The sequence below is a fragment of the Streptomyces sp. NPDC006326 genome (genome assembly GCF_040612915.1).
GTDB lineage: Bacteria > Actinomycetota > Actinomycetes > Streptomycetales > Streptomycetaceae > Streptomyces.
Genome location: NZ_JBEXRC010000019.1, coordinates 55,800 through 79,058 on the forward strand (window position 1 = coordinate 55,800; position 23,259 = coordinate 79,058).

At 72.6% G+C, this 23,259-nt stretch carries 15 protein-coding genes and 2 pseudogenes; 9 read left to right on the forward strand and 8 right to left on the reverse strand.

Going from position 1 to position 23,259, the window contains the following annotated elements:
- Positions 1–6: 6 nt before the first annotated feature.
- From ABZ128_RS16995 to ABZ128_RS17005, 3 genes are read right to left on the reverse strand one after another with little or no spacing between them, the layout of a single operon-like run.
- Positions 7–753, reverse strand: coding sequence for a 4'-phosphopantetheinyl transferase superfamily protein (locus ABZ128_RS16995; protein ID WP_356849132.1), 747 nt, complete (start codon positions 751–753; stop codon positions 7–9).
- Complete coding sequence (locus tag ABZ128_RS17000; protein ID WP_356849133.1) at positions 750–5,519, reverse strand: aminotransferase class I/II-fold pyridoxal phosphate-dependent enzyme; 4,770 nt, start codon at positions 5,517–5,519, stop codon at positions 750–752. Before ABZ128_RS17000 ends, ABZ128_RS16995 begins: the two co-directional genes overlap by 4 nt.
- Positions 5,516–7,867 carry an MMPL family transporter gene (locus ABZ128_RS17005; RefSeq protein ID WP_356849134.1) on the reverse strand — a complete coding sequence of 784 codons (2,352 nt, stop codon included), beginning with the start codon at positions 7,865–7,867 and terminating at the stop codon, positions 5,516–5,518. The genes ABZ128_RS17000 and ABZ128_RS17005 overlap by 4 nt, the downstream gene beginning before the upstream one ends.
- A 414-nt stretch (positions 7,868–8,281) precedes the next feature.
- Here ABZ128_RS17005 and ABZ128_RS17010 point away from each other — a divergent pair, with 414 nt between their 5' ends.
- The gene (locus tag ABZ128_RS17010) at positions 8,282–8,716 is read left to right on the forward strand and encodes a hypothetical protein (protein ID WP_356849135.1); all 435 of its coding nucleotides are present in this window, start codon (positions 8,282–8,284) and stop codon (positions 8,714–8,716) included.
- Between the two features lie 99 nt (positions 8,717–8,815).
- On the opposite strand, the gene ABZ128_RS17015 is transcribed toward ABZ128_RS17010, so the two are convergent.
- Positions 8,816–9,553: a hypothetical protein gene (locus ABZ128_RS17015; protein WP_356849136.1), complete on the reverse strand. Its 738-nt coding sequence runs from the start codon at positions 9,551–9,553 to the stop codon at positions 8,816–8,818.
- Positions 9,554–10,040: 487 nt separating this feature from the next.
- Here ABZ128_RS17015 and ABZ128_RS17020 point away from each other — a divergent pair, with 487 nt between their 5' ends.
- The 5 genes from ABZ128_RS17020 to ABZ128_RS17040 all read left to right on the forward strand — a co-directional run bounded on the left by ABZ128_RS17020 (position 10,041) and on the right by ABZ128_RS17040 (position 15,927).
- Positions 10,041–10,472 carry a hypothetical protein gene (locus ABZ128_RS17020; protein ID WP_356849138.1) on the forward strand — a complete coding sequence of 144 codons (432 nt, stop codon included), beginning with the start codon at positions 10,041–10,043 and terminating at the stop codon, positions 10,470–10,472.
- Between the two features lie 725 nt (positions 10,473–11,197).
- Complete coding sequence (locus ABZ128_RS17025) at positions 11,198–13,003, forward strand: DUF6777 domain-containing protein (protein WP_356849139.1); 1,806 nt, start codon at positions 11,198–11,200, stop codon at positions 13,001–13,003.
- Positions 13,004–13,217: 214 nt separating this feature from the next.
- Positions 13,218–13,637 (forward strand): aspartate 1-decarboxylase, encoded by a 420-nt coding sequence (gene panD, locus ABZ128_RS17030; protein WP_356849141.1) that lies wholly within the window; start codon positions 13,218–13,220, stop codon positions 13,635–13,637.
- Between the two features lie 15 nt (positions 13,638–13,652).
- Complete coding sequence (locus ABZ128_RS17035) at positions 13,653–14,006, forward strand: GNAT family N-acetyltransferase (protein ID WP_356849143.1); 354 nt, start codon at positions 13,653–13,655, stop codon at positions 14,004–14,006.
- Between the two features lie 679 nt (positions 14,007–14,685).
- Complete coding sequence (locus tag ABZ128_RS17040; RefSeq protein ID WP_356849144.1) at positions 14,686–15,927, forward strand: transglycosylase family protein; 1,242 nt, start codon at positions 14,686–14,688, stop codon at positions 15,925–15,927.
- A gap of 24 nt (positions 15,928–15,951) precedes the next feature.
- On the opposite strand, the pseudogene ABZ128_RS17045 reads toward ABZ128_RS17040, so the two are convergent.
- Positions 15,952–16,779, reverse strand: a pseudogene (locus tag ABZ128_RS17045) (DMT family transporter); the annotation flags it as partial.
- 257 nt (positions 16,780–17,036) lie between these two features.
- Between ABZ128_RS17045 and ABZ128_RS17050 the strand changes: the two are divergent.
- The 3 genes from ABZ128_RS17050 (at position 17,037) to ABZ128_RS17060 (ending at position 20,297) form a co-directional block, all read left to right on the forward strand.
- Complete coding sequence (locus ABZ128_RS17050; protein WP_356849146.1) at positions 17,037–18,524, forward strand: SDR family NAD(P)-dependent oxidoreductase; 1,488 nt, start codon at positions 17,037–17,039, stop codon at positions 18,522–18,524.
- A gap of 404 nt (positions 18,525–18,928) precedes the next feature.
- Positions 18,929–19,105, forward strand: coding sequence for a hypothetical protein (locus tag ABZ128_RS17055; protein ID WP_356849147.1), 177 nt, complete (start codon positions 18,929–18,931; stop codon positions 19,103–19,105).
- A gap of 208 nt (positions 19,106–19,313) precedes the next feature.
- A complete protein-coding gene (locus ABZ128_RS17060) occupies positions 19,314–20,297 on the forward strand; it encodes an NAD-dependent epimerase/dehydratase family protein (RefSeq protein ID WP_356849148.1) in 984 nt (327 codons plus the stop codon).
- Here the strand turns inward: ABZ128_RS17060 and ABZ128_RS17065 are convergent.
- The 3 genes and pseudogenes from ABZ128_RS17065 to ABZ128_RS17075 form a co-directional block, all read right to left on the reverse strand.
- On the reverse strand, positions 20,283–21,722 hold the full coding sequence (locus tag ABZ128_RS17065) for a lipase maturation factor family protein (RefSeq protein ID WP_356849149.1): 1,440 nt from the start codon (positions 21,720–21,722) through the stop codon (positions 20,283–20,285). The two genes, ABZ128_RS17060 and ABZ128_RS17065, sit on opposite strands and share 15 nt — an antisense overlap.
- 20 nt (positions 21,723–21,742) lie before the next feature.
- A pseudogene (locus tag ABZ128_RS17070) lies at positions 21,743–22,208 on the reverse strand (DUF1990 domain-containing protein).
- 95 nt (positions 22,209–22,303) lie between these two features.
- On the reverse strand, positions 22,304–23,197 hold the full coding sequence (locus ABZ128_RS17075; RefSeq protein WP_356849150.1) for a YndJ family protein: 894 nt from the start codon (positions 23,195–23,197) through the stop codon (positions 22,304–22,306).
- Positions 23,198–23,259: the final 62 nt, after the last annotated feature.

Sequence of the window (23,259 nt, forward strand, 5' to 3'; positions counted from 1 at the left end):
CGCCGCTCATCTCGCCCTCGCTAGTTGGGCCAGGGGTTCCTCTGACCAGGATGATCCAGCGACCGAAGGAGCACCAACGCAGTGCTGCCAGGGGAGTGGGGCGAGGACGAGGGCGAGGACCGCCCCTCCCGCCTGCCACACCATGGCCCGGCGTCGACCGCTCAGTACGGGCGGTTGGAGGCCGAGGATCCCGATGCAGCGCGGCGCGGCTCCGAAGATGCCGCTCCGGTCGGCCTTCACCGCGGCCTCCTTCAGGGCCCAGGCCCCGGCCAGTGCATCGGGCCGGTCCGTCCCGATGAGGGAGAGCTCCCCGGGGGACAGGGCGTGGTCGGCGACGCGGCGCACCGCGGGGGCCGAGGCGGTCTCGCACAGGTCCACTCCGACCGGCTCCGGGGCGAGGGCTGCGGCGACGTGGCCGGCGGTGTGGCTGATGGAGACGTTCAGGGCCGGGGGCACCGGGCTGCCGCCGACGACCACGTACGGGCTGCCGTCGTCCCGCGGCAGGATCTCCACGTCCTCCGCCCGCGCGGCGAGGACTTCGCCGACCAGGCGCTTGGCGAGGAGACGGCCGGCCGCCCACTCGGCCTGCCGCCAGGCTGGCAGTGCCTGGACCACGCGCTGCTCGGCCGGGGAGAGCGGCGGTGTCTGCCGGAGGTCCGGGCGCCGGGCCACGGTGAGGACGGCTCCGCCCCAACGGTGGATGCGGCCCGGCGCGATCGGCTCGAAGGTGGTGTGCTGGGCGGCGGGGATCATGCGGCGGCCGCCAGGGTCAGGTGCCGCAGTTCCTGCTCCAGCACGGTCACGGTACGGCGGATCTGGTCGGGCGTGTGGTCACCCGTGATGAAGAAGCGCAGCCGGGCCAGTTCCTCGGGTACGGCCGGATACAGGATGGGGTTGATGCTGATGCCCTGCTGGAACAGCGCCTGCGCCAGCTGCAGGGTCTTCATCGAGTCCCCGACGATGCACGGGACGATCGGCGTGTCGTGGCTGTCCCCCGTGTCGATGCCCGCTTCGCGCGCGAGGCGGGCGAACAGCGCGGCGTTCTCCGAGAGCCGCGCCACCCGCTGCGGCTCTGCGCGCAGCAGCCGCAGGGCGGCCAGGGACGCGGCCGTGTCGGCCGGGGTCATCCCGGCGCTGTAGACGAAGCCCGGAACGGTGTAGTGCAGGTAGTCGACGACCGAGCGGCTTCCGGCGACGTAGCCGCCGCAGCTCGCCAGTGCCTTGGACAGCGTGCCCGACCACAGTTCGACCTCTGACCGGTCGATGCCGAAGTACTCGCCGATGCCGCGGCCCGTCGCACCGATCGTTCCGATGCTGTGCGCCTCGTCGATCATCAGCAGTGCGCCGTGCCGGCGCTTGACCTCGACGAGGGCGGGCAGGTCGGCGATGTCGCCGTCCATGCTGTACACGCCCTCGATGACGACGAGCACCCGCCGGTACTGGTGGCGGATCTCCCCGAGGACGGCGTCCAGCGCGGCCGCGTCGTTGTGGGGGAACGGCCGCCGGGTCGCACCGGAGAGCCTGCACCCCTGCAGGATGCTGTCGTGGGCGAGGGAGTCGTGGATGACGAGGTCCCCCGGTCCGACCAGGTGCCCGATCACCGTGACGTTGGTGGCGTGCCCGTTGGCCAGGGTGATCGCGTCCTCGCATCCGAGCAGGCCGGCGAGTTCCGCCTCCAGTTCCAGGTGGAGCGGGCGGCTGCCGGACAGCAGCCGGCTGGCGGACACCGAGGTGCCGAAGCGGTCGACCGCCTCCTTGGCCGCCGCGTTCACCGTGGGGTGCGTCGCCATGCCCAGGTAGTTGTAGCCGGAGAACGAGAGGAGTTCCCGGCCCCCGATGACGGTCGTGTCCGTCATCCCGCCTTCGTGGACGAGGAAGTACGGGTTCGGCAGCCTCATCCGGCCGAGCGCGGCGACGCGCTCGGCGTGGGCGGTGACCTCCGGGAAGCACTCGATCCGCGTGTACTCCTCGGGCAGCGCGGCGGGGGCGGCCTCGGAGACGGCCGGCGCCGGCCGGTCCGTACGCGGGTCCGCGGATTCGGGCCGGTCCGCGTCCGGGTCGGCGGACGGGCGGACCAGGGTCAGGGCGGCGGGCGACGCGGGCGGGACCTCCCCGGCGCGGTCGGCGCGCTGCCCGGGGACCGCGGCCGCAGCGGCTTCCGCGGAGCCGGTCGCGATCAGCGCGGCGATCTTTCCTGCGGTCGGCCGGTCGGCGGCCCTGTCGTCGAACGTCCAGTGCGGCCACTCCCGCTTGAGGGAGGTGAAGAGGTCGGTCAGCATCAACGAGTCGAAACCGAGATCGTCGATCAGCAGCTGGTCCCCCCGCAGACGACCCACCGGGAACGCGCTGATCCGGGCGACCTGCGCGAGCACCGTGCCGGTGACCTCGTCGAGGCCCGCGGCCGGCGGGGGCGCCTCCTCGGCCGGCGCCCGGGAAGCGGGCGCCTCGGCGGGCGCGGCAGGGGCAGGGGGGACCGCGGCAGCAGCAGGCGCTGCCGGCACGTGAGCGGTCGGCGAGGCGGGTACGAGGGTGGTCGCCTCCGTCGACGCGGTGCCGCTCCGGGCAGCGGGGTCCTGCGCGGGGAGCGCCCCGGTGAGGCGGCCGAGCAGGGCCACCTGCTGCCGGGCCAGCTGGAGCAGTTCGTTCATCGGGTCGTTCGTCGGTTCGTTCATCGAGTTCTCCTGGAGTGGTGCGGGCCGGGTCGGGAGGGGAGCGGCGGAGCCGTTCTTCTGCGCGGGGCGCTTGGTCGGCACCCAGTAGGACTGGGTGGCGAGCCGCGCCACCGGCAGGTCCAGCAGACGGCGGTCTTCCCCGGGCACCAGGGCGCGCGGGTCGACCGGGACGCCCAGGACCGCCAGCCGGGCGAGGGCCCGGACGAAGGCGCGTCCGCCGTCCGGCTCCACCCCCGCCGCGGGGACGACGAGCACGTCGTCGCGGCCGGTGAGGTTGCGGCGGACCGAGGTGAGGAGCGAGTTGCCCCCGGTCGTCTGGAGGAAGATGCGGGCCCCCTGGTCGTAGGCGGTCCGGACGGCATCACCGAAGCGGACCGGCGCGGACGCGTGATGGGCCCACAGCTCGCGCAGCCGGTCGGCGTCGGGGCAGACCGCCGCGTCGACGGACGAGACGAACGGCAGCACGGGGCTGCTGACGCGTCGGTCGGCGAGGTCCGCGCGCATGGCCTCCTCGGCCCAGGCCACCAGCGGCGAGTGGAAGGCGTTCGACACCTCCAGCGCCACCGTGACCACACCGGCCCCGGCACAGGCCTCCTGCAGGGCCGAGAGTCCCCGCGGCGTGCCGCTGACCACGAACTGCCGCGGCTGGTTGAAGCAGGCGAGCCACACCTCGTCGATGCCCTCGACCAGTCGGCGGCACGTCTCCTCGTCGCTCTGCACGGCGAGCATCCCGCCGCCCCGGCCGGCGTCGGCCAGTGCCACGCCCCGGTGGACCAACAGCCGGACGGTGTCCTCGCAGGTGAGGGCGCCGGCCGCCGCGGCCGCGGCGAACTCGCCGAGGCTGTGGCCGAGGGTGAGGTCCGGGGTGATCCCGCAGTCGGCGAGCAGACGGGTGGCGGCCAGCTGGACGCCGCCGAGCAGGGGCTGGCAGACCTCGGTCGAGGCGAGCCGCTGCCTGAGCTCCTCGGTGTCGCCACGGGTGGTCGCGGCCTCCCCGTACAGCAGGTCGACGAGGTCGGGTCCGCCGACCTGCCGGGCCACGGCGCCGAGCGCGTCGAGGGTGGCCCGGAAGCCGGTGAAGCTCTCGTACAGGTCCTGCATCATGCCCGGCCGCTGACTGCCCTGACCGGGGAAGAGGAAGGCGACGCGGCGCTCCTCGGCGGGCAGGGGAGCGGCGGCGGCGAAGGCGCCGTCGCCCAGGTCGCCCCATGCGCCGTCGGCGAGCTGCCGACGGGCCCGGCGCAGCCGCTGTACGAACTCGTCCGTGTCGGCGGCCACGATCGCGAGCCGGGCCGTCAGCGCCGCCCGCGAGCCCAGCGTGTGGGCCAGTGCCGCGACCGGCGGGCGCGGTGTGCGCTCCACGCTGTCGAGCACCTCCCCGATGTGCAGGTCCAGCAGCTCGGGGCTGCCCGCCGAGAGCATGACGAGCTGGGGCGCGGTGTCCTCGGCGCGCGCCGGGAGGCCGTCGGAGGCCGGGGCGGGCCGCTCCTCCAGGACCACGTGGACGTTCGTGCCGCCGAACCCGAACGAGCTGACGGCCCCGCGCACGGGGGTCCCCGAGCCCGGCCAGGGTCGCGCGGTATCGGCGAAGCGCAGGCCCGCGGCGCCGACGCCCAGGTCCGGGTGGGGCGTGGTCTGCGGCTGCGGCACGATCGTGCGGTGGTGCACGACCAGGGCCGTCTTGATCAGCCCCGCGATGCCCGCCGCGGCCAGGGAGTGCCCGATCAGGGCCTTGCCCGAGGCGAGGTAGCACAGACCGGGGTCGTCGTCGGGGTACTCGGTGCGCAGCCGGCGCAACGCCTCCACCTCGGCACGGTCGCCGACGGCGGTGCCGGTGCCGTGCGCCTCCAGGAAGCCCACGGAGGACGGGGCGACCCCGGCGTCCTCGTAGGCCCGGTGCATGGCGCGCAGCTGGCCTTCGGGGGTAGGGACCAGCGGGCCGGGGGACGCGCCGTCGTTGGCCGAGCCGATGCCCTTGATCACCGCGTAGACGCGGTCGCCGTCGGCGAGGGCGTCGGACAGCGGCCGCAGGACGACGGCACCGGCGCCTTCACCGAGGACGAAGCCGTCGGCCTCCTCGTCGAACGGGCGGCACACCCCGGCGGAGGACAGCGCGCGGATCCTGGAGAAGCCCACCAGGGCGTCGGGGGTGAGGTTGACGTACACGCCGCCCACGACGGCGGTCCGGCAGGCGCCCTGGCGCAGCTGCGCCACCGCCTGGTCGAGGGCGACCAGCGAGCCGGAGCAGGCGGCGTCCACGGCGAAGCTGGGGCCGCCGAGGTCGAACAGCCGGCTGACGGTACCCGCAGCCATGTTGAGCAGGCTCCCGGGCAGTGAGAAGGCGGGGATGGTGCTCAGCTGGACCGTCTGCTCCTTGATGGCGTCCAGGTCGTCCACCTGGTCCGTTTCCCGCGCCCGGTCGGCCATGGAGATGGCCCGGAGGGGGGCCGTGAGCAGGTCCTTGTAGTCGGACACCGACACGGCGAAGAAGACCCCGGTGTTCTCCCGGTCGAAGTCGCCGCGGCCGAGCCCCGCGTCGTCGAGGGCCTCCCGGGTGACGTCGAGCATCAGCCGGTGCTGCGGGTCCATGGCCTGGGCGCGGGACGGCGCCACCCCGTAGTGCCGGGCGTCGAAGCGGTCCACGTCCTCCATGAAGGCGACCTGGTCCGTGTACGCCGCATGGGGGCCGGAGCGGGTGCCGGGCTCGTGGAAGACCTCGTGGTTCCAGCGCTCGGGCGGAACGGCGGAGAACTGCCGCTCCCCGCTCAGCAGGAGCTTCCAGTAGCCGTGGATGTCGGGGGCGCCGGGAAAGCGGCAGCCGAGTCCGGTGATGGCGATGTCGGTCATGAGAGGTCTTCCTTGTCGTGGTGTCCGGTCAGGACGGCGGCCGGGGCGGCGGGGAGGGTATGGGCGCCCTGGCGGTCAGCGGCGCGCGGGGAGGGGGTGCGGAGGGCGGCGGGATCAGGGGGGCACGTCGGGGGGTCCTCCCGGACGGCATCCGGGGGTGGTGGCCCGGGCGGCCGGGCCGCCGGCCGCGGCGCCCTGCGCCGCAGCGGCCACGGCGCCCACCAGTTCAAGCCGCCCGCCAGGCGCATCAGCGCCGGTACGAGGACGCCCCGGACGAGGGTGGCGTCGAGGAGGACGCCGAGCCCTGCGCCGATCCCGAAGAACTGGAGGAGGGAGACCTGGGAGGTGCCGAAGCTCAGCAGGGTGAAGGCGAGCAGGGCGCCGGCGGTGGTGACGATGCCGCCCGTGCGGGCGAGGCCCGTGACGATCGAGCCGGGGTTGTCCTCCCCGGCCTCGTACGCCTCCTTGATGCGGGCGAGGACGAACACCTCGTAGTCCACCGACAGCCCGAAGACGATGCAGAACAGCAGGACCGGCATGGTCGTGCTGAGGGGTCCGGGCGTGAAGTGCAGCAGGTGGTGCAGATGGCCCATCTGGAAGATCCACACCATGGCTCCGAGGACGGCCGCGAGCCCCAGGGCGTTCAGCGCGATGGCCTTCAGCGGCAGGAGCAGGCTGCGGGTGAAGCCGAGCAGCAGGACGAACGTGGTGAGCGTGATCAGGGAGAGCGCCAGCGGAATCCGGTCCGCCACGGTGTGCTTGGCGTCCACCAGCACCGCGCTCTGACCACCGACGAGAGCCTCGGTGCCCGCCGGGGCGGGAGTCGTGCGGATGTCGTGCACCAGCTGCTGGGCGGCGCGCGAGTGGGGGTCGACGAGCGGCACCACGGAGAGCCGCGCCGGGCCGGTGCCGGCGCGCCCGGCCGGGGAAGCGGCGGCGGAGACCGCTGCCTTCCCGCCGTGCCGGAAGCTGCCCTCGGGCCCCACGACCTGGGCGACCTGCGGGAGCGCGGACAGCCGGCGGGCGTAGTCCTGCTGCGCCGCCGGGGACGCCTTGCCCGTGAGGACGACCGTGACCGCGCTGGAGCCCTTCATGTCGAACGAGTCGCGCACCAGGTCCCCGGTCTGACGGCTGGACGCGCTCACCGGCAGCGCCCGGTCGTCGGGGGTGGCGAAACCGGCGCGCGCGAACGGCGCGGCGAGCACCAGCAGCAGGCCGATCACCGGCAGCGCGGCGAGCAGCGGGCGGCGTACGACGATCCGCGCGAGCTTCGCCCAGAACCGGGAATCCGAGCCGGCGTGGACGCGGCGCCGCCACGGCACGGCCCACGCGTTCACCCGCTTCCCGAGCAGCGTGAGCAGGGCCGGCAGTACGGTCAGGGCGCTCACCGCCGCGATCGCCACCACGGCGATGCCCGCGTAGGCGAACGAGCGCAGGAAGTACGGCGGGAACACCAGCAGCGTCGCGAGCGCGGCGGAGACCGTCGCGGCACTGAAGACGATGGTGTGGCCCGCGGTGCGCACGGTCTGCATGGCGGCCTCGCGCGGAGCGAGTCCGCGTGCCAGCTCCTCGCGGAACCGCGAGACGATCAGCAGGCCGTAGTCGATGCCCAGCCCGAGGCCGAGCGCGGTGGTGAGGTTCAGGGCGAAGACGGACACGTCGGTGACGCTGCCGAGGACGCTCAGGACCAGCAGCGTCCCGGCGATGGCCAGGATCCCGATCAGCAGGGGCAGAGCCGCAGCCACCACACTGCCGAACACCAGGACCAGCAGGACCAGGGTTCCCGGCAGGACGACGGCCTCGGCCCGCTTCAGGTCGGACTCCGACAGGTCCTGGAGCTGGGCGTCGATGAGCGCGGGCCCTCCGACGTGCACGGTCAGGGCCGTGCCGGCGGCGTTCGGGGCGGTCAGTTCCCCGCTCAGCTCCTTGACGCGCGCTCCGAGCTGCTCGCCCTCGCCGTCCACGTGCGCGACCAGCATGGCCGCGCGGCCGTCCCGGCTGCGCAGCTCCGCCGCGTCGCCGGTCCAGTACGAGGTCACGGCGCTGACGTGCGGCTCGGCGGCGAGGCGCCGGGCCAGGCTCTTGCCCGCCTCCCGGGCTGCCGGGCCGTCCACGGAACCGCTGCGGGTCTTCGCGACGACGACCAGGTTGGGGGACGCGCCCAGTCGCTCGGCCGCGACGTGGGCGGCCCGGCTGGACTCGGACCGCGGATCGTCGTATCCCTGCGACTTCAGGAGGCCGGTCGCATTCGCACCGAACACGGCGGACAGCAGGAGGAACACGAGCGCGGCGAAGAGGACGAGTCTGGGGCGGCCAGTGACACTTCGTCCCCATGCACGACGGGACATTTCACAACTCCGGGAGGGGTGGCGTTTCGCTCCTGCTCTTGTGCAGGACGGTCGACATCCACCGTCCCCGGAGGAGGGATGACGCCGTAGTCCCGGCTACTCGTTACTTGACAGGAGCCGATGGGGCGGCTCCAGGGCCCCAGGGCCTGACGCCGGCCGAGCCGTCCACGGGGGCGGGGGTGTGCCGCCGCCGGCCCGGAAAGGGCGGTTCAGGGAACGCGCACGCGCTTTTACCAAGATCGGTTTTCGGCGTCAAGTCACGTATTCGAGGGGCGTGACGCACCTCTTGCCGCAGGGTTTATTTGAAGTACGCCCTCACCGGGGAGTCCCGGAGAGACCGAGGCGGAACAGAAAGCCCCTCCCTTTTCCCGGGGCGGCACCCAGACCTCTTTTTGCATCGAATGGAGAATTCCCATGTTCCAGCGTTTCTCGACCCGTCGTATCGTTCTGGCCGGAGCTTCCGTGGCCCTGCTGGGCGGCGGTATCGCACTGCCGGCGACCGCGATGGCCGCCCCGGTCGCCGCCCCGCAGCACGTCGTCACCCTCGCCCCCGCGGACAGCGCCGACGGCATCGGCACCGGCGGCGACTCCAACGCCGAGAACACCACGGTCGGCGGCAACGCCACCGGCGGCAACGCCAACTCCGGTGTGAACAACTGCGAGGGTGGCTGCGACATCACCACCGGTCCCGCCACCGGCGGAAACGCCAGCGCCGACGCGATCAACCAGGGCGACGCCACCTCCACGGGCGGCAACGGCACGGGCAACGGCGGCATCGTGAGCAAGTCCACCGCGCAGGTCATCAAGGACCAGGTCAAGGAGAACCTGAAGGCCAAGCTCGGCAAGTGACGGCCGGACCGCCCCCAGACGAAAGACGCCGGAGAGGCCCGTGGCCTCTCCGGCGTCTTCGCCGTGCTCCTGGCGCTTCCCGCCTCCGGGCGACGGGGCCTAGGAAGCCGCGGCCGTCGCGTCCCCGCTCACGGCGGTGGCATTGCCGGTGTTGATGGCGTCGGCGCTGGCGTCACCGCTCGTCGCGGCCCCCGTGGTGATCGTGCACCTGCCGATGCAGGTGCCGACACCGGAGTTGGCGGCGCCGCTGGTGGCCGTGCCGCCGGTCGTGGTGTTCGTGGCAGTGGCATCACCGCTGACCGCAATGGCGCCGCCGCCCGTGTCACTGTCGCCCCGCGTGCCGCGTCCGATCGACCTCACCGTTTCGGAGCTGCCCGTGGCCAGCACGTCAGCGCTCCAGGCGGTGTTGACGCTGTCGTGGCAGACACCGCTGCACTCGTTGTAGGCGCCGACGCCCACAGCGGTGTTGGTGCTGGTGCCGCAGAGACCCGTGCACTGGCTGAACGCGCCGGCCCCCACGGTGGTGGACGTGCTGTCACCGCACAGGCCCTCGCACAGGCCGGCGGCGCCGTCGCCCACGGCGGTGTTGGTGCTGTCCTTGCAGAGACCTCTGCATGCGCCGGTGGCGCCGTCGCCCGCGGCGGTGTTGGTGCTGCCCGTGCAGAGGCCTTCGCACACGCCGGGGGCACTGCTGACTGCGGCGCTGTAGATGCTGCTGTAGCCGTGCTGCGGGGCTGCCGGTGCGGCCATCGCGGTCGTCGGCAGCGCCACGCCGCCGGCCAGTGCCACGGAAGCCGCGGCCAGCAGGATACGACGGGTCCAGGAACGCTCGTTCATCGGAATTCTCCGGGATTCTTGTGTGAAGTCTCCGCCTGCGGCCAAGCGGGCGGACGCCGAGCAGCCGGGCGAATGCGTCCGATGGTGTGCAGACGCAAGGGGACGCTCCGGGGCTCATTCGGGGGCGACGTTATCGCGCTGATCATGAAGCGAGCAGGATCTGGCGCAGCGCGGCGTGTTCTCCGCCCTTGCGGGTCTTCTTCTTGAGCTCCTTTCAGGACCCCGGGCATGCCGACCCGTACGGCCGGAAGCTGCACCGGAGCCGCGCAGTACGCCTCGCCCCGGCACGACGTCCGCCTTTTACCAAGATCGGTTTTCGGCGTCAAGGCGCGTATTCGAGGGGCGTGACGCACGTGCTCCCGCACGGTTCATTTGACGTGCGCCCTCGACGGGGAAATCCCGGACAACGCGAGGTCGCAGAATTTCCCCAGGGGTTTCCCTGGGCAGTGGACAGATCCCCTTTTTCTGCATCGAATGGAGAATTCCCATGTTCCAGCGTTTCTCGACCCGTCGTGTCGTTCTGGCCGGAGCTTCCGTGGCGCTGCTGGGCGGCGGTATCGCTCTGCCGGCGACCGCGATGGCCGCGCCGGTCGCCGCTCCGCAGCACGTCGTCACCCTCGCCCCCGCGGACAGTGCCGACGGCATTGGTACCGGCGGCGACTCCAATGCCGAGAACACCACGGTCGGCGGCAACGCCACCGGCGGCAACGCCAACTCCGGTGTGGGCAACTGCGAGGGCGGCTGCGACATCACCACCGGTCCCGCCACCGGCGGCAAGGCCAGCGCCGACGCGATCAACCAGGGCGATGCCACCTCCACGGGCGGCAACGGCACGGGCAACGGCGGCATCGTGGACAACGTCAAGCAGGTGATCAAGGACAAGCTCCTGCAGAACCTGAAGGCCAAGCTCGGCGACTGAGGCGACTGAGGCGACTGAGGCGACTGAGGCGACTGAGGCGACTGAGGCGACTGAGGCGACTGAGGCGACCGAGGCGACTGAGGAAGGGAAGCCCGTGGCTCCCCGGGGCGCGCCCCGGGGAGCCGCCCCGTGACGGGGGGGGCCGGGGCCGGTGCCCCGGCGCGGCGGAAGTGACGCAGACCCGGTCGGGCCGCCGACCGCCTGTCAAGCCCCGAAATCCCGCGGCATGACGGGAGCCGATCCCCCGGGGCTTACTCAAGACGGGGGCTCACTCGGAGGGTGGGCCCGCCTTCGTCACCTCGCGGAGCGACGGGATCGTCCGGCCGCTCTTCATCTTTTTTCGCGGGAGTGGAATTTCCATCATTCACGCCTCCAGGACTGGAGGCCATAATGGCTGTAAGGAGCGAGCACATGCGGATAACCACCATTTTCCCGATGCCCTACGTCGGGGGGAGAGTGTCGTGACTTCCCTACCTCCTCCGGGCGAGCGCCCCACCGGCCCGCCGTCCGGACCGCTGTCCGACCGGCCGACGAACGAGCAGTCCTGGCCACACAGCCCCCCGCCGCCAGGCCCTCCCATGCCACCGGTGCCCCCGCCGCCATCGCAGCCCCCTGGCCCGCCCGCCAACAGCGGTGAGCCGGACGAGCCCGGCCCGCGTCGAGGCGGATCGGCCCACGGGTGGCGTTCACGCAGAACCGTGCTGAGTGCCGGCACGGCAGTGGTCATGGCGACCGCCGTGGTCCTGGCCTTCACCGTCATGGGCGGGCACGAGGCATCCGGCGGAGAGGTCTTCCTCCAGGCCGCCTCGGCGGCCGGCCCCGACCCCTTCACCCCCTCGACGGACACGCAGTCCGAGAACGGCGCGGTCACGCCTGCAACCGCCGGCAGGTCCACGGGCGGCGGCGCGGGCGGCGCGGGCGCCCTCGAAGTCACAGGTGCGTACCCGGGCCTCTACGGCGGCACGCGGAACGTCACGAGCTGCGACGTCGAAAAGCAGATCAAGTACCTCACGGAGCACGCGGACAAGGGGAAGGCCTTCGCAGACCCCCTGAGCATCCGGCAGTCCGACGTCGCCTCCTACCTGCGGTCCCTGACGCCCGTCCAGCTGGGCTGGGACACCCGGGTCACCAACCACGGGTACAAGAACGGCGCGCCCACCGGCTACCAGGCCGTCCTCCAGGCCGGCACGTCCGTCCTCGTCGACAACCGCGGAGTACCGCGCGTCCGCTGCGCTTGCGGCAACCCGCTGGCCCCGCCCGTCGCTGCCAAGGGCAAGCAGAAGTACAGCGGCCAGGAGTGGTCGTCGTTCCGGTCCTCCGACCTCGTTGCGGTCAAGCCCGCCGAGCAGCCGGTGAAGACCGTCACGATGTTCGACCACGCCCACAAGGGCTGGTACCAGCGCCCGAGCGGAGACGCGCAGGGCAAGCACGACCACGAGGTCGCGGCCCCGAAGGGCCAGATGCCCGACTCGCCGTACCCGGTCCTGCCGCCTCCTGCGGGATCGGTGGAGAGGCCCCCGGCCAAGGACAGGCATGAGGGCGTGGACAAGGACACGCACAAGGGCACCGACAAGGACAACCGCGAGGGCGTCAACCAGCACCCGCAGGAGAAGAACAAGCACAAGGGCACCGAGGAGCACACGAAGGAGCACAAGCAGGGCACCCACGAGAACACCAAGGAGAACGAGCACAAGGGCACCGAGGAGCGCACCAAGGAGCACAAGCAGGGCACCCACGAGAACAAGCAGGGCACCCACGAGAACACCAAGGGCGACAAGGAGAAGAGCACCGAGGAGCACACGAAGGAGCACAAGCAGGGCACCCACGAGAACACCAAGGAGGGCAAGGAGAAGAGCACCGAGGAGCACACGAAGGAGAAGAACCAGGGCACCAACGAGAAGAGCAAGCAGGACAAGCAGGGCACCCACGAGAACACCAAGGAGGGCAAGGAGAAGAGCACCGAGGAGCACCCGAAGGAGAAGAATCAGGGCACCAACGAGAAGAGCAAGCAGGACAAGCAGGGCACCCACGAGAACACCAAGGGGGACAAGGAGAAGAGCACCGAGGAGCACCCGAAGGAGAAGAATCAGGGCACCAACGAGAAGAGCAAGCAGGACAAGCAGGGCACCCACGAGAACAAGGAGGACAAGCAGAACAAGCAGAAGCGCACCAACGAGAACACGCAGCAGAACAAGCAGAAGAGCACCAACGAGAACACGCAGCAGAACAAGCAGAAGAGCACCAACGAGAACACCAAGGAGTCCAAGCAGGGCACCCACGAGAACAGCAAGCAGGGCACCAGCCAGAACACGAACAAGCAGGGCACCAGCCAGAACACGAACAAGGGCACGGGCGAGGACAAGCGCAAGGGCGGCAACCAGAACCCGCAGCAGAACCCGCAGAAGAACACGCAGCAGGGCACGGACGAGGGCACGCCCACGGCCCCCAAGAAGGTCCCCGAGAAGGTCCCGCAGCACGATACGGGTGAGCAGAAGAGCCAGAACCACGGCGACGACGGGGGGTCCGGATGATCCCGGTCGTCCGGTCGCCCGGGAACGGTGCCGACGTCTGGTGGCCGGACGGTGAGGACAAGCGCCCGGCTGGGGTTCCCCGGCCGGGCGTCTTTCGTGGCCGTCCGGAAAGGCCCGGGGGAGCTGACCCCGGGAGGGGAATCGTTGTACAGTCCTGAGAACGCCCTTGACCTGCACAAAGCGGGCAGGGAGCAGACATTCCGGGAGTTTCTCGATGCTTCGCACCATGTTCAAGTCCAAGATCCACCGCGCCACCGTCACCCAGGCCGACCTGCACTACGTGGGGTCCGTGACCATCGATGCGGACCTCCTCGACGCGGCCGATCTGCTGCCGGGGGAGCTCGTGCACATCGTGGACATCACCAACGGGGCGCGGCTGGAGACGTACGTCATCGAGGGGGAGCGCGGTTCCGGGGTCATCGGGATCAACGGCGCCGCCGCGCACCTCGTACACCCCGGAGACCTCGTCATCCTGATCAGCTACGCGCAGGTCGAGGACGCCGAGGCCAGGACGCTGAAGCCCCGCGTCGTACACGTCGACGCGGACAACCGGATCATCGAGCTGGGTGCGGATCCGTCCGCCCCGGTGCCGGGAACGGACCAGGAGCGCAGCCCCCACGCGGTGGCTGTCTGAGGGGAGTCGGGGGCCATGTCGCAGACGGGGACGATCGAGTTCAAGGACGAACGGGAAGCCGGGCGGCTGCTCGCCGTCGAGGACGGGCAGGTCGTCGGGCTGATCGCGTATTTCGTGCTCGCGAAGGCGCCGGGCGCGCTGGTGGCGGTGCACACCATCGTCGAGCCCGGTCACGAGGGCCGGGGCATCGCCGGGGACCTGGTGCACGCCTTCTACGGGATCGCCGCCGCCGAGGGCGTGCCGGTGGTTCCGCTGTGCCCGTACGCGGCGAGCTGGGCCGCCCGTCACCCCGACCAGGCCCCCGAGGCCCCGGCGGCGGTCGTCGCCGCGGCCAAGGCCCAGCTGGACGCGAGCCCCGACCTCTGGTGACGGCCCCCGCCCGGGCGGACACCCCGCCCGGGCAGGACCCGTCCCCGCCGCCCCGCGGCCGGGCCCACACGGGCGAGGGCGGCATTCGAGGAGGTTTTCCTCAGGCGTATGCGGCCCGATGGGGGGAAGGCGGCCCATATGGTGCGATACGCAGACGAAGACCAGACGCAGCCGCCGGTGCCCGAGCCGTCGCCCGTGCCGCAGCCGCCGAGTCCGACGCCGCCGTTCCCGGACCCCGAGCCCATCCCGCGGCCCGTGCCGCCCGTGCCCGGGCCGGTGCCGGAGCCGGATCCGGTGCCGCCCCCGCCGGGGCCCGCGCCGATTCCGCAGCCCGGACCGCTCAGCTGAGCGGCGTCGCGTCGGTCACGCGCGGACCGCGGAGCCCGCGTCCCCGCTGAGGGTGGGGGCGGGCCCCGCGGTCGGCGCGTGGGCGCCGTGCGCCCTGGACCGGGCTCCACCGGCTCCGCCGAAAGGCATTCCGCGCCGGCGTCCGCAGGGCATCTCCCCTGATCCGCACCGCCCACCCCCTCTCCCCGTCATCCGGCCGACGCGCCCCCCGGTCGCCTGCCGCACCGACACGCCGTCAACTTCCCCCGGCATGCGCCCCGTTGCGCCTCTTGTCATGCACCCAACGCGACGTTAGGTTGTGCGGTTCCTGATGTCTTCAATGGGGGCTCCCATGGGTGTACGGGGTCGGCACCGCCGGTACCAGCCGAGCAGCATCAACCGCGCCTCGCTCGCCGTCACCGCCGGTGGCGCCGGGATCGCGCTTCCCCTGATCGGCACCGGCGCCGCCCACGCGGCCTCCCTGGACACCTGGGACAAGGTGGCCGGGTGCGAGTCCACCCACAACTGGCACATCAACACCGGCAACGGGTACTACGGCGGGCTCCAGTTCAGCCAGAGCACGTGGCGCGCCTTCGGCGGCACCGCCTACGCCCCCCGCGCCGACCTGGCCACCAAGGACCAGCAGATCGCGGTCGCCGAGAAGGTGCTCAAGGGCCAGGGCCCGCAGGCCTGGCCGGCGTGCGGGAAGCAGGCGGGGCTCAGCCGCAGCGCGCCCGCGCCCGCCGCGACCCCACAGGTCCGCATCCAGCAGGCGAAGGCCCCCGCGGCCACGCCTCAGGCCGCTGCACCTCGGGCCGCTGCACCTCAGCCCGCCGCGCCCCGCCCGACCGGCACGCCGGTGCTGCCGAACCCGTACGTGGTCGCCCCCGGGGACTCCCTCTCGGCGATCGCCGCCAGCCGGCACGTCGAGGGCGGCTGGCAGGCGCTGTACGAGACGAACCGGGCGACCGTCGGCAGCGACCCGAACCTGATCTTCCCCGGCCAGCGGCTCACCCTGCGCGTCACCACCGCCCCGGTGCCGCCGCCGCCCGCCCAGAACCCCGAGAAGCCGCCGCGCACCGCCGAGCCCGTCACACCCGTCCAGCCCGCGGCCGAGAAGCCCGCCGCGAAACCGGCCGGAAAGCCCGCGGAAAAGCCGGCGGAGAAGCCGGCCGCGCAGCCCGCCTCGGGCGGGTTCGTCGCCCCCGTCGACGCCGCCCTCGGCACCCGCTACCGCGTCGCGGGCTCCTCCTGGTCCAGCGGCTACCACACGGGGGTCGACTTCCCCGTGGCGACCGGGACCTCAGTGAAGGCCGTCGGCCCGGGCGAAGTCGTCTCCGCCGGATGGGCCGGAGCGTACGGATACCAGGTCGTCATCCGCCACCCCGACGGCCGGTACTCGCAGTACGCCCACCTCTCGGCGCTCGGGGTGAAGGCCGGGGCGCAGGTCTCGGGCGGCCAGCGGATCGGCCGCTCGGGCTCGACGGGCAACACCACCGGGCCGCATCTGCACTTCGAGATGCGGACGGGCCCCGGCTACGGCTCCGACATCGATCCGCTGAAGTACCTCCGCGGCCACGGCGTCAGCATCTGACCCCCGCACGTGCGGCGGCACGGCCGTGAGCAGGACCAGGCCGGCCGCCGCCAGCACGGCGCTCGCCAGCGCCGAGGCCGTGCCCGCGGCCCCGTACCGGAAGCCCTCGCCGAAGAGGGTGATCCCGACCACCGCCGCCACCACCGGGTTGACCACCGTCACGGTGGCCAGCGGTACGGTCAGCCCCGCGCCCCGGTAGGCCGCCTGCGAGAGCAGCAGTCCGCCCGCCGCCAGTACGGCGATCACCGCCAGGGCGGCCCACGGGGAGCCCGCGGACCCGGCGGCGCCGAGCGCGTCGGTGACCCCCTCGGCGACCGACTTGGTGAACACCGAGGCCATGCCGAACGCGGTGCCGGCCGCCGCCGCAAGCAGCACGCTGCGCAGCACCGCCCGGTGCATCCGGTGCGCCGCCAGGAACAGGACGGCCACGCCGGCCGCCGTCGCCATCAGCAGCAGTGCCTGTTCGCCGCCCGCCAGCGGCCGGCCTCCGCCGCGGTTCCCGCCCGTCAGGGCCAGCAGCCCCGCCAGGCCCACCGTGGCCATGACGGCGCCCCGCCAGGCCGCCGCACCCGCCCGCCGGTGTACGAACACGGCGGCCATGGGCAGCGCGAAGACGATCGTGAGCGCGCCCAGCGGCTGGACCAGGCTCAGCGGACCGTACGCGAGCGCCACCACGTGCAGCAGGGCGCCGAGGCCGTTCAGCCCGACCGCGACCCACCAGCCGGGCCGGCGCAGCGGCGCGTACGGGCGGTCCGGGGTGCCGGCCGCGACCCGCTCCTGGACGATCGCGCCGCCCGCGTACGCCACGGCGGACACCAGGCACAGCAGGACCGACAGCACAAGGGCACTCATAGATTCCACAATGCCTTGCCCAAGCGGCCTATTCCTCCCCCTCAAGGACGTATCCGATCATCCTCAAGGCATACTCCGAGCGGAGTAGAGGATCCGGCGCCGTCCTCCTCGCGGAGTGCTTCCCGTGACCCCGCGGTCGCCGTCTGTGAGGTCGCGGAACGGGTTTGGTCCCGGGCGCGTCGGATCCGTACAGTTGCCGTTTTGGGGACATCCGCAGCAGGCGGACGCGGACGAGTGATCAAGGAACGGCAGCGGCCATGACGGTGACCGAAGACAGCCAGGACCACGGGCAGGCCTACGGGCCGGGCATCGACCCCGAGCGCCTGGCCCTCTGCCTGAGCGTGCTCGGCGAGCTGGACGAGCTCGACGTCGACCACCCGGACGCCATCACCGTACGCCGCGCCACCGCGGGCCTCTACCGCACGGTCAAGCAGCGCCGCCGCCAGGAGCGCCGCGCCGCCAAGACCGCCAACGACAAGGCCGTCACCGAGGCGACCGCGACCGGCTCCGCCGAGCGCATCGACGACGAGACCGAGGGCATCCTGCCCTCCTCGGTCACGGAGGCCGGCCGGATCGCGGGGATACTCCAGCGCCCGCGCTCCTGCTACGTCTGCAAGACGCGGTACGTCGAGGTCGACTACTTCTACCACCAGCTCTGCCCGAACTGCGCCGCCGAGAACCGCGCCAAGCGCGAGGCCCGCGCCGACCTCTCCGGCAAGCGCGCGCTGCTCACCGGCGGCCGGGCCAAGATCGGCATGTACATCGCGCTGCGGCTGCTGCGCGACGGTGCGCACACCACCGTCACCACCCGCTTCCCCAAGGACGCCATCCGCCGCTTCAAGGCGATGGACGACTCGGCGGACTGGATGCACCGCCTGGAGGTCGTCGGCATCGACCTGCGCGACCCGGCCCAGGCCGTTGCGCTCGCCGACCAGGTGGCCGAGTCCGGGCCGCTGGACATCCTGATCAACAACGCGACGCAGACCGTGCGCCGCCTTCCCTCCGCGTACGCGGCGCTGGTCGAGGGGGAGAGCGCCCCGCTCCCCGCCGGTGAGCTCCCCGCCCACCACGTCATCGGCGCCTTCAATTCCGGGGCGGTCGACGGCCTGGCGGCGCTGCCCGTCGGCGTGAGCGGCCTCGAAGCGCAGAAGGTCGCCGACCTCGCCCTGGTCGCGGGCAACGCCAGCATCGCCCGGCACCTCGACGGCACCGCCATCGACGCCGGAGGCCTGCTCCCGGACGTCGTCGAGACCAACACCTGGGTGCAGACCATCGACCAGATCTCCCCGGTGGAGCTGCTCGAAACCCAGCTGTGCAACTACACGTCGCCGTTCATCCTGATCAGCAAGCTCCGGCCGGCCATGGCCGAGGCCGCCCGCCGCGCGTCCAGCGGGCGTGCGTACGTCGTCAACGTCTCCGCGATGGAAGGCGTCTTCAGCCGCGGCTACAAGGGCGCGGGGCACCCGAACACCAATGCCGCCAAGGCCGCGATGAACATGGTGACGCGGACCAGCGGCCAGGAGATGTTCCAGACCGACCGCATCCTCATGACCTCGGTCGACACCGGCTGGATCACCGACGAGCGCCCGCACTTCGACAAGCTGCGCCTGGCCGAGGAGGGCTTCCACGCCCCGCTCGACCTGGTCGACGGCGCGGCCCGGGTCTACGACCCGGTCGTGCGCGGCGAGGCCGGCGAGGACCTCTACGGGGTCTTCCTCAAGGACTACGCGCCCGCCAACTGGTAAAGAACCGACAGCCCCCGCAAGCCCGCGCGCCCCGGCCTCCGTACAGGAGCCGGGGCGCGTCGCGTTCACCGCGTGCGCGGGTCGGCCCCCGCCGCGTGGTCCGGCGACCCGGAGCTCCTCGGCCTGTTCGTGCCGAACTCCTGCCGCACTCGTGCCGTTGAGCAGAGCATCGATGGGGAACCTTCGGCCCACGGCTTCCTGAACCGGGGAAGAAATCGAATGGTCGGGGTGGATTTTGCCGTTCCATCGAGCGGGGGTGCGCTCATATGTGTACTCTGAGGGGCAGCAAGAAGGCCCCAACCGGGCCACGCTCCACCACGGCGCCACCGCGTCCGGAAACCCTTTATCCCTTGTGCCCGGCGCGCGGTTCGCCCGCCGGGTTGCGCAACACAAAGGAGTGCGCGGTGACAGACACGACGACGAAGTCCGACGAAACCCTGACGGAGCGTCCGGGGCGGCGCAGCAGCCCCCGCACCGACAAGCTCGGCAACCTCGAAGTCTGGGCCCGGTCCGCCCCCATCCGGCTGGCGGGTTACGAGGAAGACCTCGCGGAGTCACACATCCTGCCCGGCATCGACTGAGAGCGTTCCCGGCGCCCCCGAGCCGACACGGCGACGGGGGCGCTGCGCTGCGCGGCGGAGCACCTCCGCCCGGCCGCACGCCGCCACCCCGCCCGGCCCGGCACGCGCCGCCGGCCCGCCCGGTTCCCGCACCGCGTACGCCGTCAGCGTCATCGCTCACGGCGATCACCGCTTCCCCGGCCCCGCCCGCCCGGGCACGCTGATCCGCATGAAACTACTGATGCTCGGCGGTACCGAGTTCGTCGGACGCGCGATCACCGAAGACGCCCTGGACCGCGGCTGGGAGGTCACGGTCTTCCACCGCGGACACCACGCACCCCCTCCCGGCACCTCGGCCGTGCACGGCGACCGCACGGCCCCCGGCGGTCTGGACGCCCTCGCCGAGGGGGAGTGGGACCTCGTCGTCGACACCTGGTCCGCGGCCCCCACCGCGGTCCGCGACAGCGCCCGGCTGCTGAGCGGCCGGGCCGGAGCCTACGCCTACATCTCCAGCCGTTCGGTCTACGCCTACCCCGCCCCCGCCGGCATGGACGAGGGCGGGCCGCTGGTCGAGGGCTCGCCCGACGCCGACTCCACTGCCTACGCCGAGGACAAGCGCGGCGGGGAACTCGCCGCCCTGGACGCCTTCGGCGACCGCGCCCTGCTGGTGCGCGCCGGGCTCGTCCTCGGCCCGTACGAGAACGTCGGCCGGCTGCCCTGGTGGCTGAACCGGGCCGCCCGCGGCGGCCCCATGCTCGCCCCCGGCCCGCGGGACCTGCCGCTCCAGTACATCGACGTGCGCGACCTCGCGCGCTGGACCCTGGACGCCGCCGCGGCCGGGCGCGGAGGTCCGTACAACCTGGTCTCCCCGGTCGGGCACGCCACGATGGGCAGCTTCCTGGAAGCCTGCGTCGCGGCCACCGGCGGCACGGCCGAGCTGCGCTGGACCGACCCGGCCGTGATCACCGCGGCCGGCATCGAGCCCTGGATCGAACTGCCGGTGTGGCTGCCCGAGGGGGAGTCGTACACCTACATGTTCGGCGGTGACGTGTCCAAGGCCCTCGCCGCCGGCCTCACGTGCCGCCCGATGGAGGAGACCGTGGCCGACACCTGGGCCTGGCTCCGCTCGCTCGGCGGCGTCGCACCGCAGCGGCCCGACCGGCCGAGGAAGGGCATCACCGCGGAGCAGGAGGCGGCGCTACTCGGGCTCTGACCGGGCCGCCTGCGCGAGACGGGTCGGCGCCAGGTACTCGCGCAGCAGCCTGCGGTGCCACCACGCCCCCGTCTCGCGCAACTCCCGCCAGGTGGTGAACCGGTAACGGTAGAGCCGGGCCCGGACGTAGACGGGCGGGGCGTCCGGGAAGGGGTTGTGCCGGATCAGCCGCAGGGTGTCCCGGTCACCCGTCAGCAGCCGCTCGACGAAGGGCCCGAACCAGTCCCGCGCGTACGCCGGGGAGAGCGCGGCGAACCACATCAGCCAGTCCAGTCGCAGGTGGTACGGGGCGAACTGGCGCGGCAGCCTGCGCACGTCTCCCGGTTTCCCCTTGAACCCGTAGGCCCGCCACTCGCCGTCCTCCCGCGGCACCGGATCCGCGGTGCCCTCGACGACGACCTCGTCCCGGATCCGGCCCACCGTGCCGAAGGCCCCGTAGGTGTTGACCAGGTGGAGGGAGTCGAAGGAGCGGTTCATCACCTGGCGCCGCGAGATCATGTTCCGCACCGGATTCCGGCTCAGCCACAGCACCAGCACCGTCACGGCGCACACCAGGACCACGTACCAGACGGGCGCGCCGCGCGAGGCCGCGGCGGGGGGCGGCCCCGCGAGGCCGGTGAAGTCGATCGCCGACAGGGCGGGCGTGATCGTCACCCAGTTCAGCCAGGCGAAATTGCCCGACAGCACCAGCCACAGCTGCGTGGCCACGATGATCCCGGCCGCGTACGAGGCGATGGGCTGCGGGGTGAACAGCAGAACCGGCACGACCAGTTGGGTCACGTGGTTGGCGGCGCACTCCACCCGGTGCAGCGGCCTCGGCAGACGGTGGAAGAACCAGCTCAGCGGTCCCGGCATGGGCTGCGTCTCGTGGTGGTAGTACAGGCAGGTCAGCTTGCGCCAGCAGGCGTCTCCGCGCATCTTGATCAGCCCGGCGCCGAACTCCACCCGGAAGACCACCCAGCGCAGCAGCCACAGCACCAGAACCGGCGGCCCGACCCGCGCATTGCCCAGGAAGACGGCGAGGAAGCCGATCTCCAGCAGCAGCGACTCCCAGCCGAAGGAGTACCAGGTCTGCCCCACGTTCACGATCGACAGGTACAGCAGCCACAGCAGCGCCCACAGGCCCATCGCCGCGCCCAGCGGCACCGCGTCGCCCGCGCCCGCCGCCAGGGCCGCCGCCCCGGCCGCCCCCGTCCAGGCGCAGCAGGCGAAGAGCCGGTCCGAGTAGCGCAGTTGGAACAGGCTCGGAGCCGCCTTGAAGGGCACGTACCGTACGTAGCGCGGTACGGGCAGCATGCCGTGCGCCCCGATCAGCGCCCGGAACTGGAGGGCCGCGGCGAGGAAGGCGAAGAGGTAGACGCCTGCCAGGGCCCGCTGGAAGACCAGCCGGCCCAGCCAGTAACCGGGCGCCGTGAACCAGTCCATCGCCTCCAGTATCCGGCCGGTCAGGCCGCCGCGGCCAGCCTGCGCAGGGTGCGCCCCAGCAGGCGGGCGTAACCCCGCTGGAGGACGGGGATCAGGGGGCCCGCCAGGCGCGTGTACCAGGCGGCCGGGCGGCTGAACGCGGTCACCTCGAACCACACCGTGTCGTCGGCGTCGCGGATGACCATGAAGGATTCATTCCTCACCGCTCTCCGGGTGCCCGGTCAGCGTCCCGTACGCGAAGCCGGTGCGCGCGGGCTCGTACGTGGTTCGGATCACCTGGCAGGGGGCGCTGATCCGCAGCGGCCCGAAGCCGATGCCGACCACCACCCGGGTGCCCGGCCGGACGGCGCCGTGGTCGGCGCGGACGAGCATCCCCGAGGCGCGGTGGGCGCGGAAGGTGGTGACGGCCGCTCCGGCGGCCTCGAAGACGGCCCGGCCCGAGCCGATCCGGGTCCGGTGGTGAAGGTGGTGGTAGCCGGCGGGCAGCGGCCGGTGCTCCGTCGCGTTCCGCTCCGGGTAGTTGAAATCCCGGGGGAAGTACCGGTGGTCGGGGACGGTCCGGCCGGTGCCGGTGAGTCGGGTCACGGGGTGCTCTCCTCCATGCGTCGGGGGCTGCGGCGCGCCCCGGTCACCCGGTGCCAGGCCAGCACCGAGCACAGGGCGAAGCCGAGCGCATTGCCGAGGCCGTGGGTCGCGGCCATCCAGGTCAAGGTGGGGTGTACGACCCCGGTGGCCTCGCCGACCGCCCACCACAGGGCGAGCAGCATGGTGGCCACCAGGACCACGGCCGAGGTCCCGAGCAGCGCCCGCGCCGTCCGGTCCCGGCCGGCGGGCCGGATCTCCCGCCAGGTCAGCAGTGCCACGGCCCACATCCCGGCGGTCAGCACCACCGCGCCCCCCAGTTCGGCCCAGTCGTCCACGAAATAGCCGAGGAGCACGAGCAGGGTTCCTGCGGGCACGCTGTACGCCGCCCAGCGTGCCAGGGTCCCGGCACCGGGCCCGGGCGCCGTCGCGCGGCAGACGAGTCCCGCGACCAGGGCGGCCGTGAACCCGGCGAAGTGGAAGTGCGGCACGGTCAGCGCCAGGATGTCGAGGTCGAAGCCGAACAGCCGGTGACCGGCGCGTTCGGCGACCAGGGCGGTCCCGGCGACCGAGGGCGAGACGAGCGCGGTGAGCACCGCGACCTCGGCCGGTGCGAGGCGGCTGCCGCTCCCCCCGGAGGGAGTCCCGGAAAGGACCCGCAGCAGCCGCTCGGCCGCCCGGGCGGCGAGGACCAGGGTGGCCGCCGCGTAGAGTGCGGCGAGCGCCGTGGCGGCGGCGCCGCGCGGCAGCCAGAGGCACAGGGCCCCGGGGGCGGCCAGGAGGGGCCAGATCCGGGCCGTCCCGAGCAGCCCCACCGGATCGATCAGGCGCAGACCCAGGGGCACGATGCAGAGCATGCCCAGGGTGACGACGAGGTGTACCAGTACCGCCACCGCGGCTCCCCTCCTCAGGCGGCCGAAACGCTTTGAACGCGTTCAACCCGCGATCGCGACCT

Excerpts from the sequence above, each read along its gene's own strand:
- ABZ128_RS16995 (WP_356849132.1), bottom strand. The coding sequence starts at position 753 with ATGATCCCCGCCGCCCAGCACACCACCTTCGAGCCGATCGCGCCGGGC.
- ABZ128_RS17000 (WP_356849133.1), bottom strand. The coding sequence starts at position 5,519 with ATGACCGACATCGCCATCACCGGACTCGGCTGCCGCTTTCCCGGCGCC.
- ABZ128_RS17005 (WP_356849134.1), bottom strand. The coding sequence starts at position 7,867 with ATGTCCCGTCGTGCATGGGGACGAAGTGTCACTGGCCGCCCCAGACTC.
- ABZ128_RS17010 (WP_356849135.1), top strand. The coding sequence starts at position 8,282 with ATGTTCCAGCGTTTCTCGACCCGTCGTATCGTTCTGGCCGGAGCTTCC.
- ABZ128_RS17015 (WP_356849136.1), bottom strand. The coding sequence starts at position 9,553 with ATGAACGAGCGTTCCTGGACCCGTCGTATCCTGCTGGCCGCGGCTTCC.
- ABZ128_RS17020 (WP_356849138.1), top strand. The coding sequence starts at position 10,041 with ATGTTCCAGCGTTTCTCGACCCGTCGTGTCGTTCTGGCCGGAGCTTCC.
- ABZ128_RS17025 (WP_356849139.1), top strand. The coding sequence starts at position 11,198 with ATGGCGACCGCCGTGGTCCTGGCCTTCACCGTCATGGGCGGGCACGAG.
- panD (WP_356849141.1), top strand. The coding sequence starts at position 13,218 with ATGCTTCGCACCATGTTCAAGTCCAAGATCCACCGCGCCACCGTCACC.
- ABZ128_RS17035 (WP_356849143.1), top strand. The coding sequence starts at position 13,653 with ATGTCGCAGACGGGGACGATCGAGTTCAAGGACGAACGGGAAGCCGGG.
- ABZ128_RS17040 (WP_356849144.1), top strand. The coding sequence starts at position 14,686 with ATGGGTGTACGGGGTCGGCACCGCCGGTACCAGCCGAGCAGCATCAAC.
- ABZ128_RS17050 (WP_356849146.1), top strand. The coding sequence starts at position 17,037 with ATGACGGTGACCGAAGACAGCCAGGACCACGGGCAGGCCTACGGGCCG.
- ABZ128_RS17060 (WP_356849148.1), top strand. The coding sequence starts at position 19,314 with ATGAAACTACTGATGCTCGGCGGTACCGAGTTCGTCGGACGCGCGATC.
- ABZ128_RS17065 (WP_356849149.1), bottom strand. The coding sequence starts at position 21,722 with ATGGACTGGTTCACGGCGCCCGGTTACTGGCTGGGCCGGCTGGTCTTC.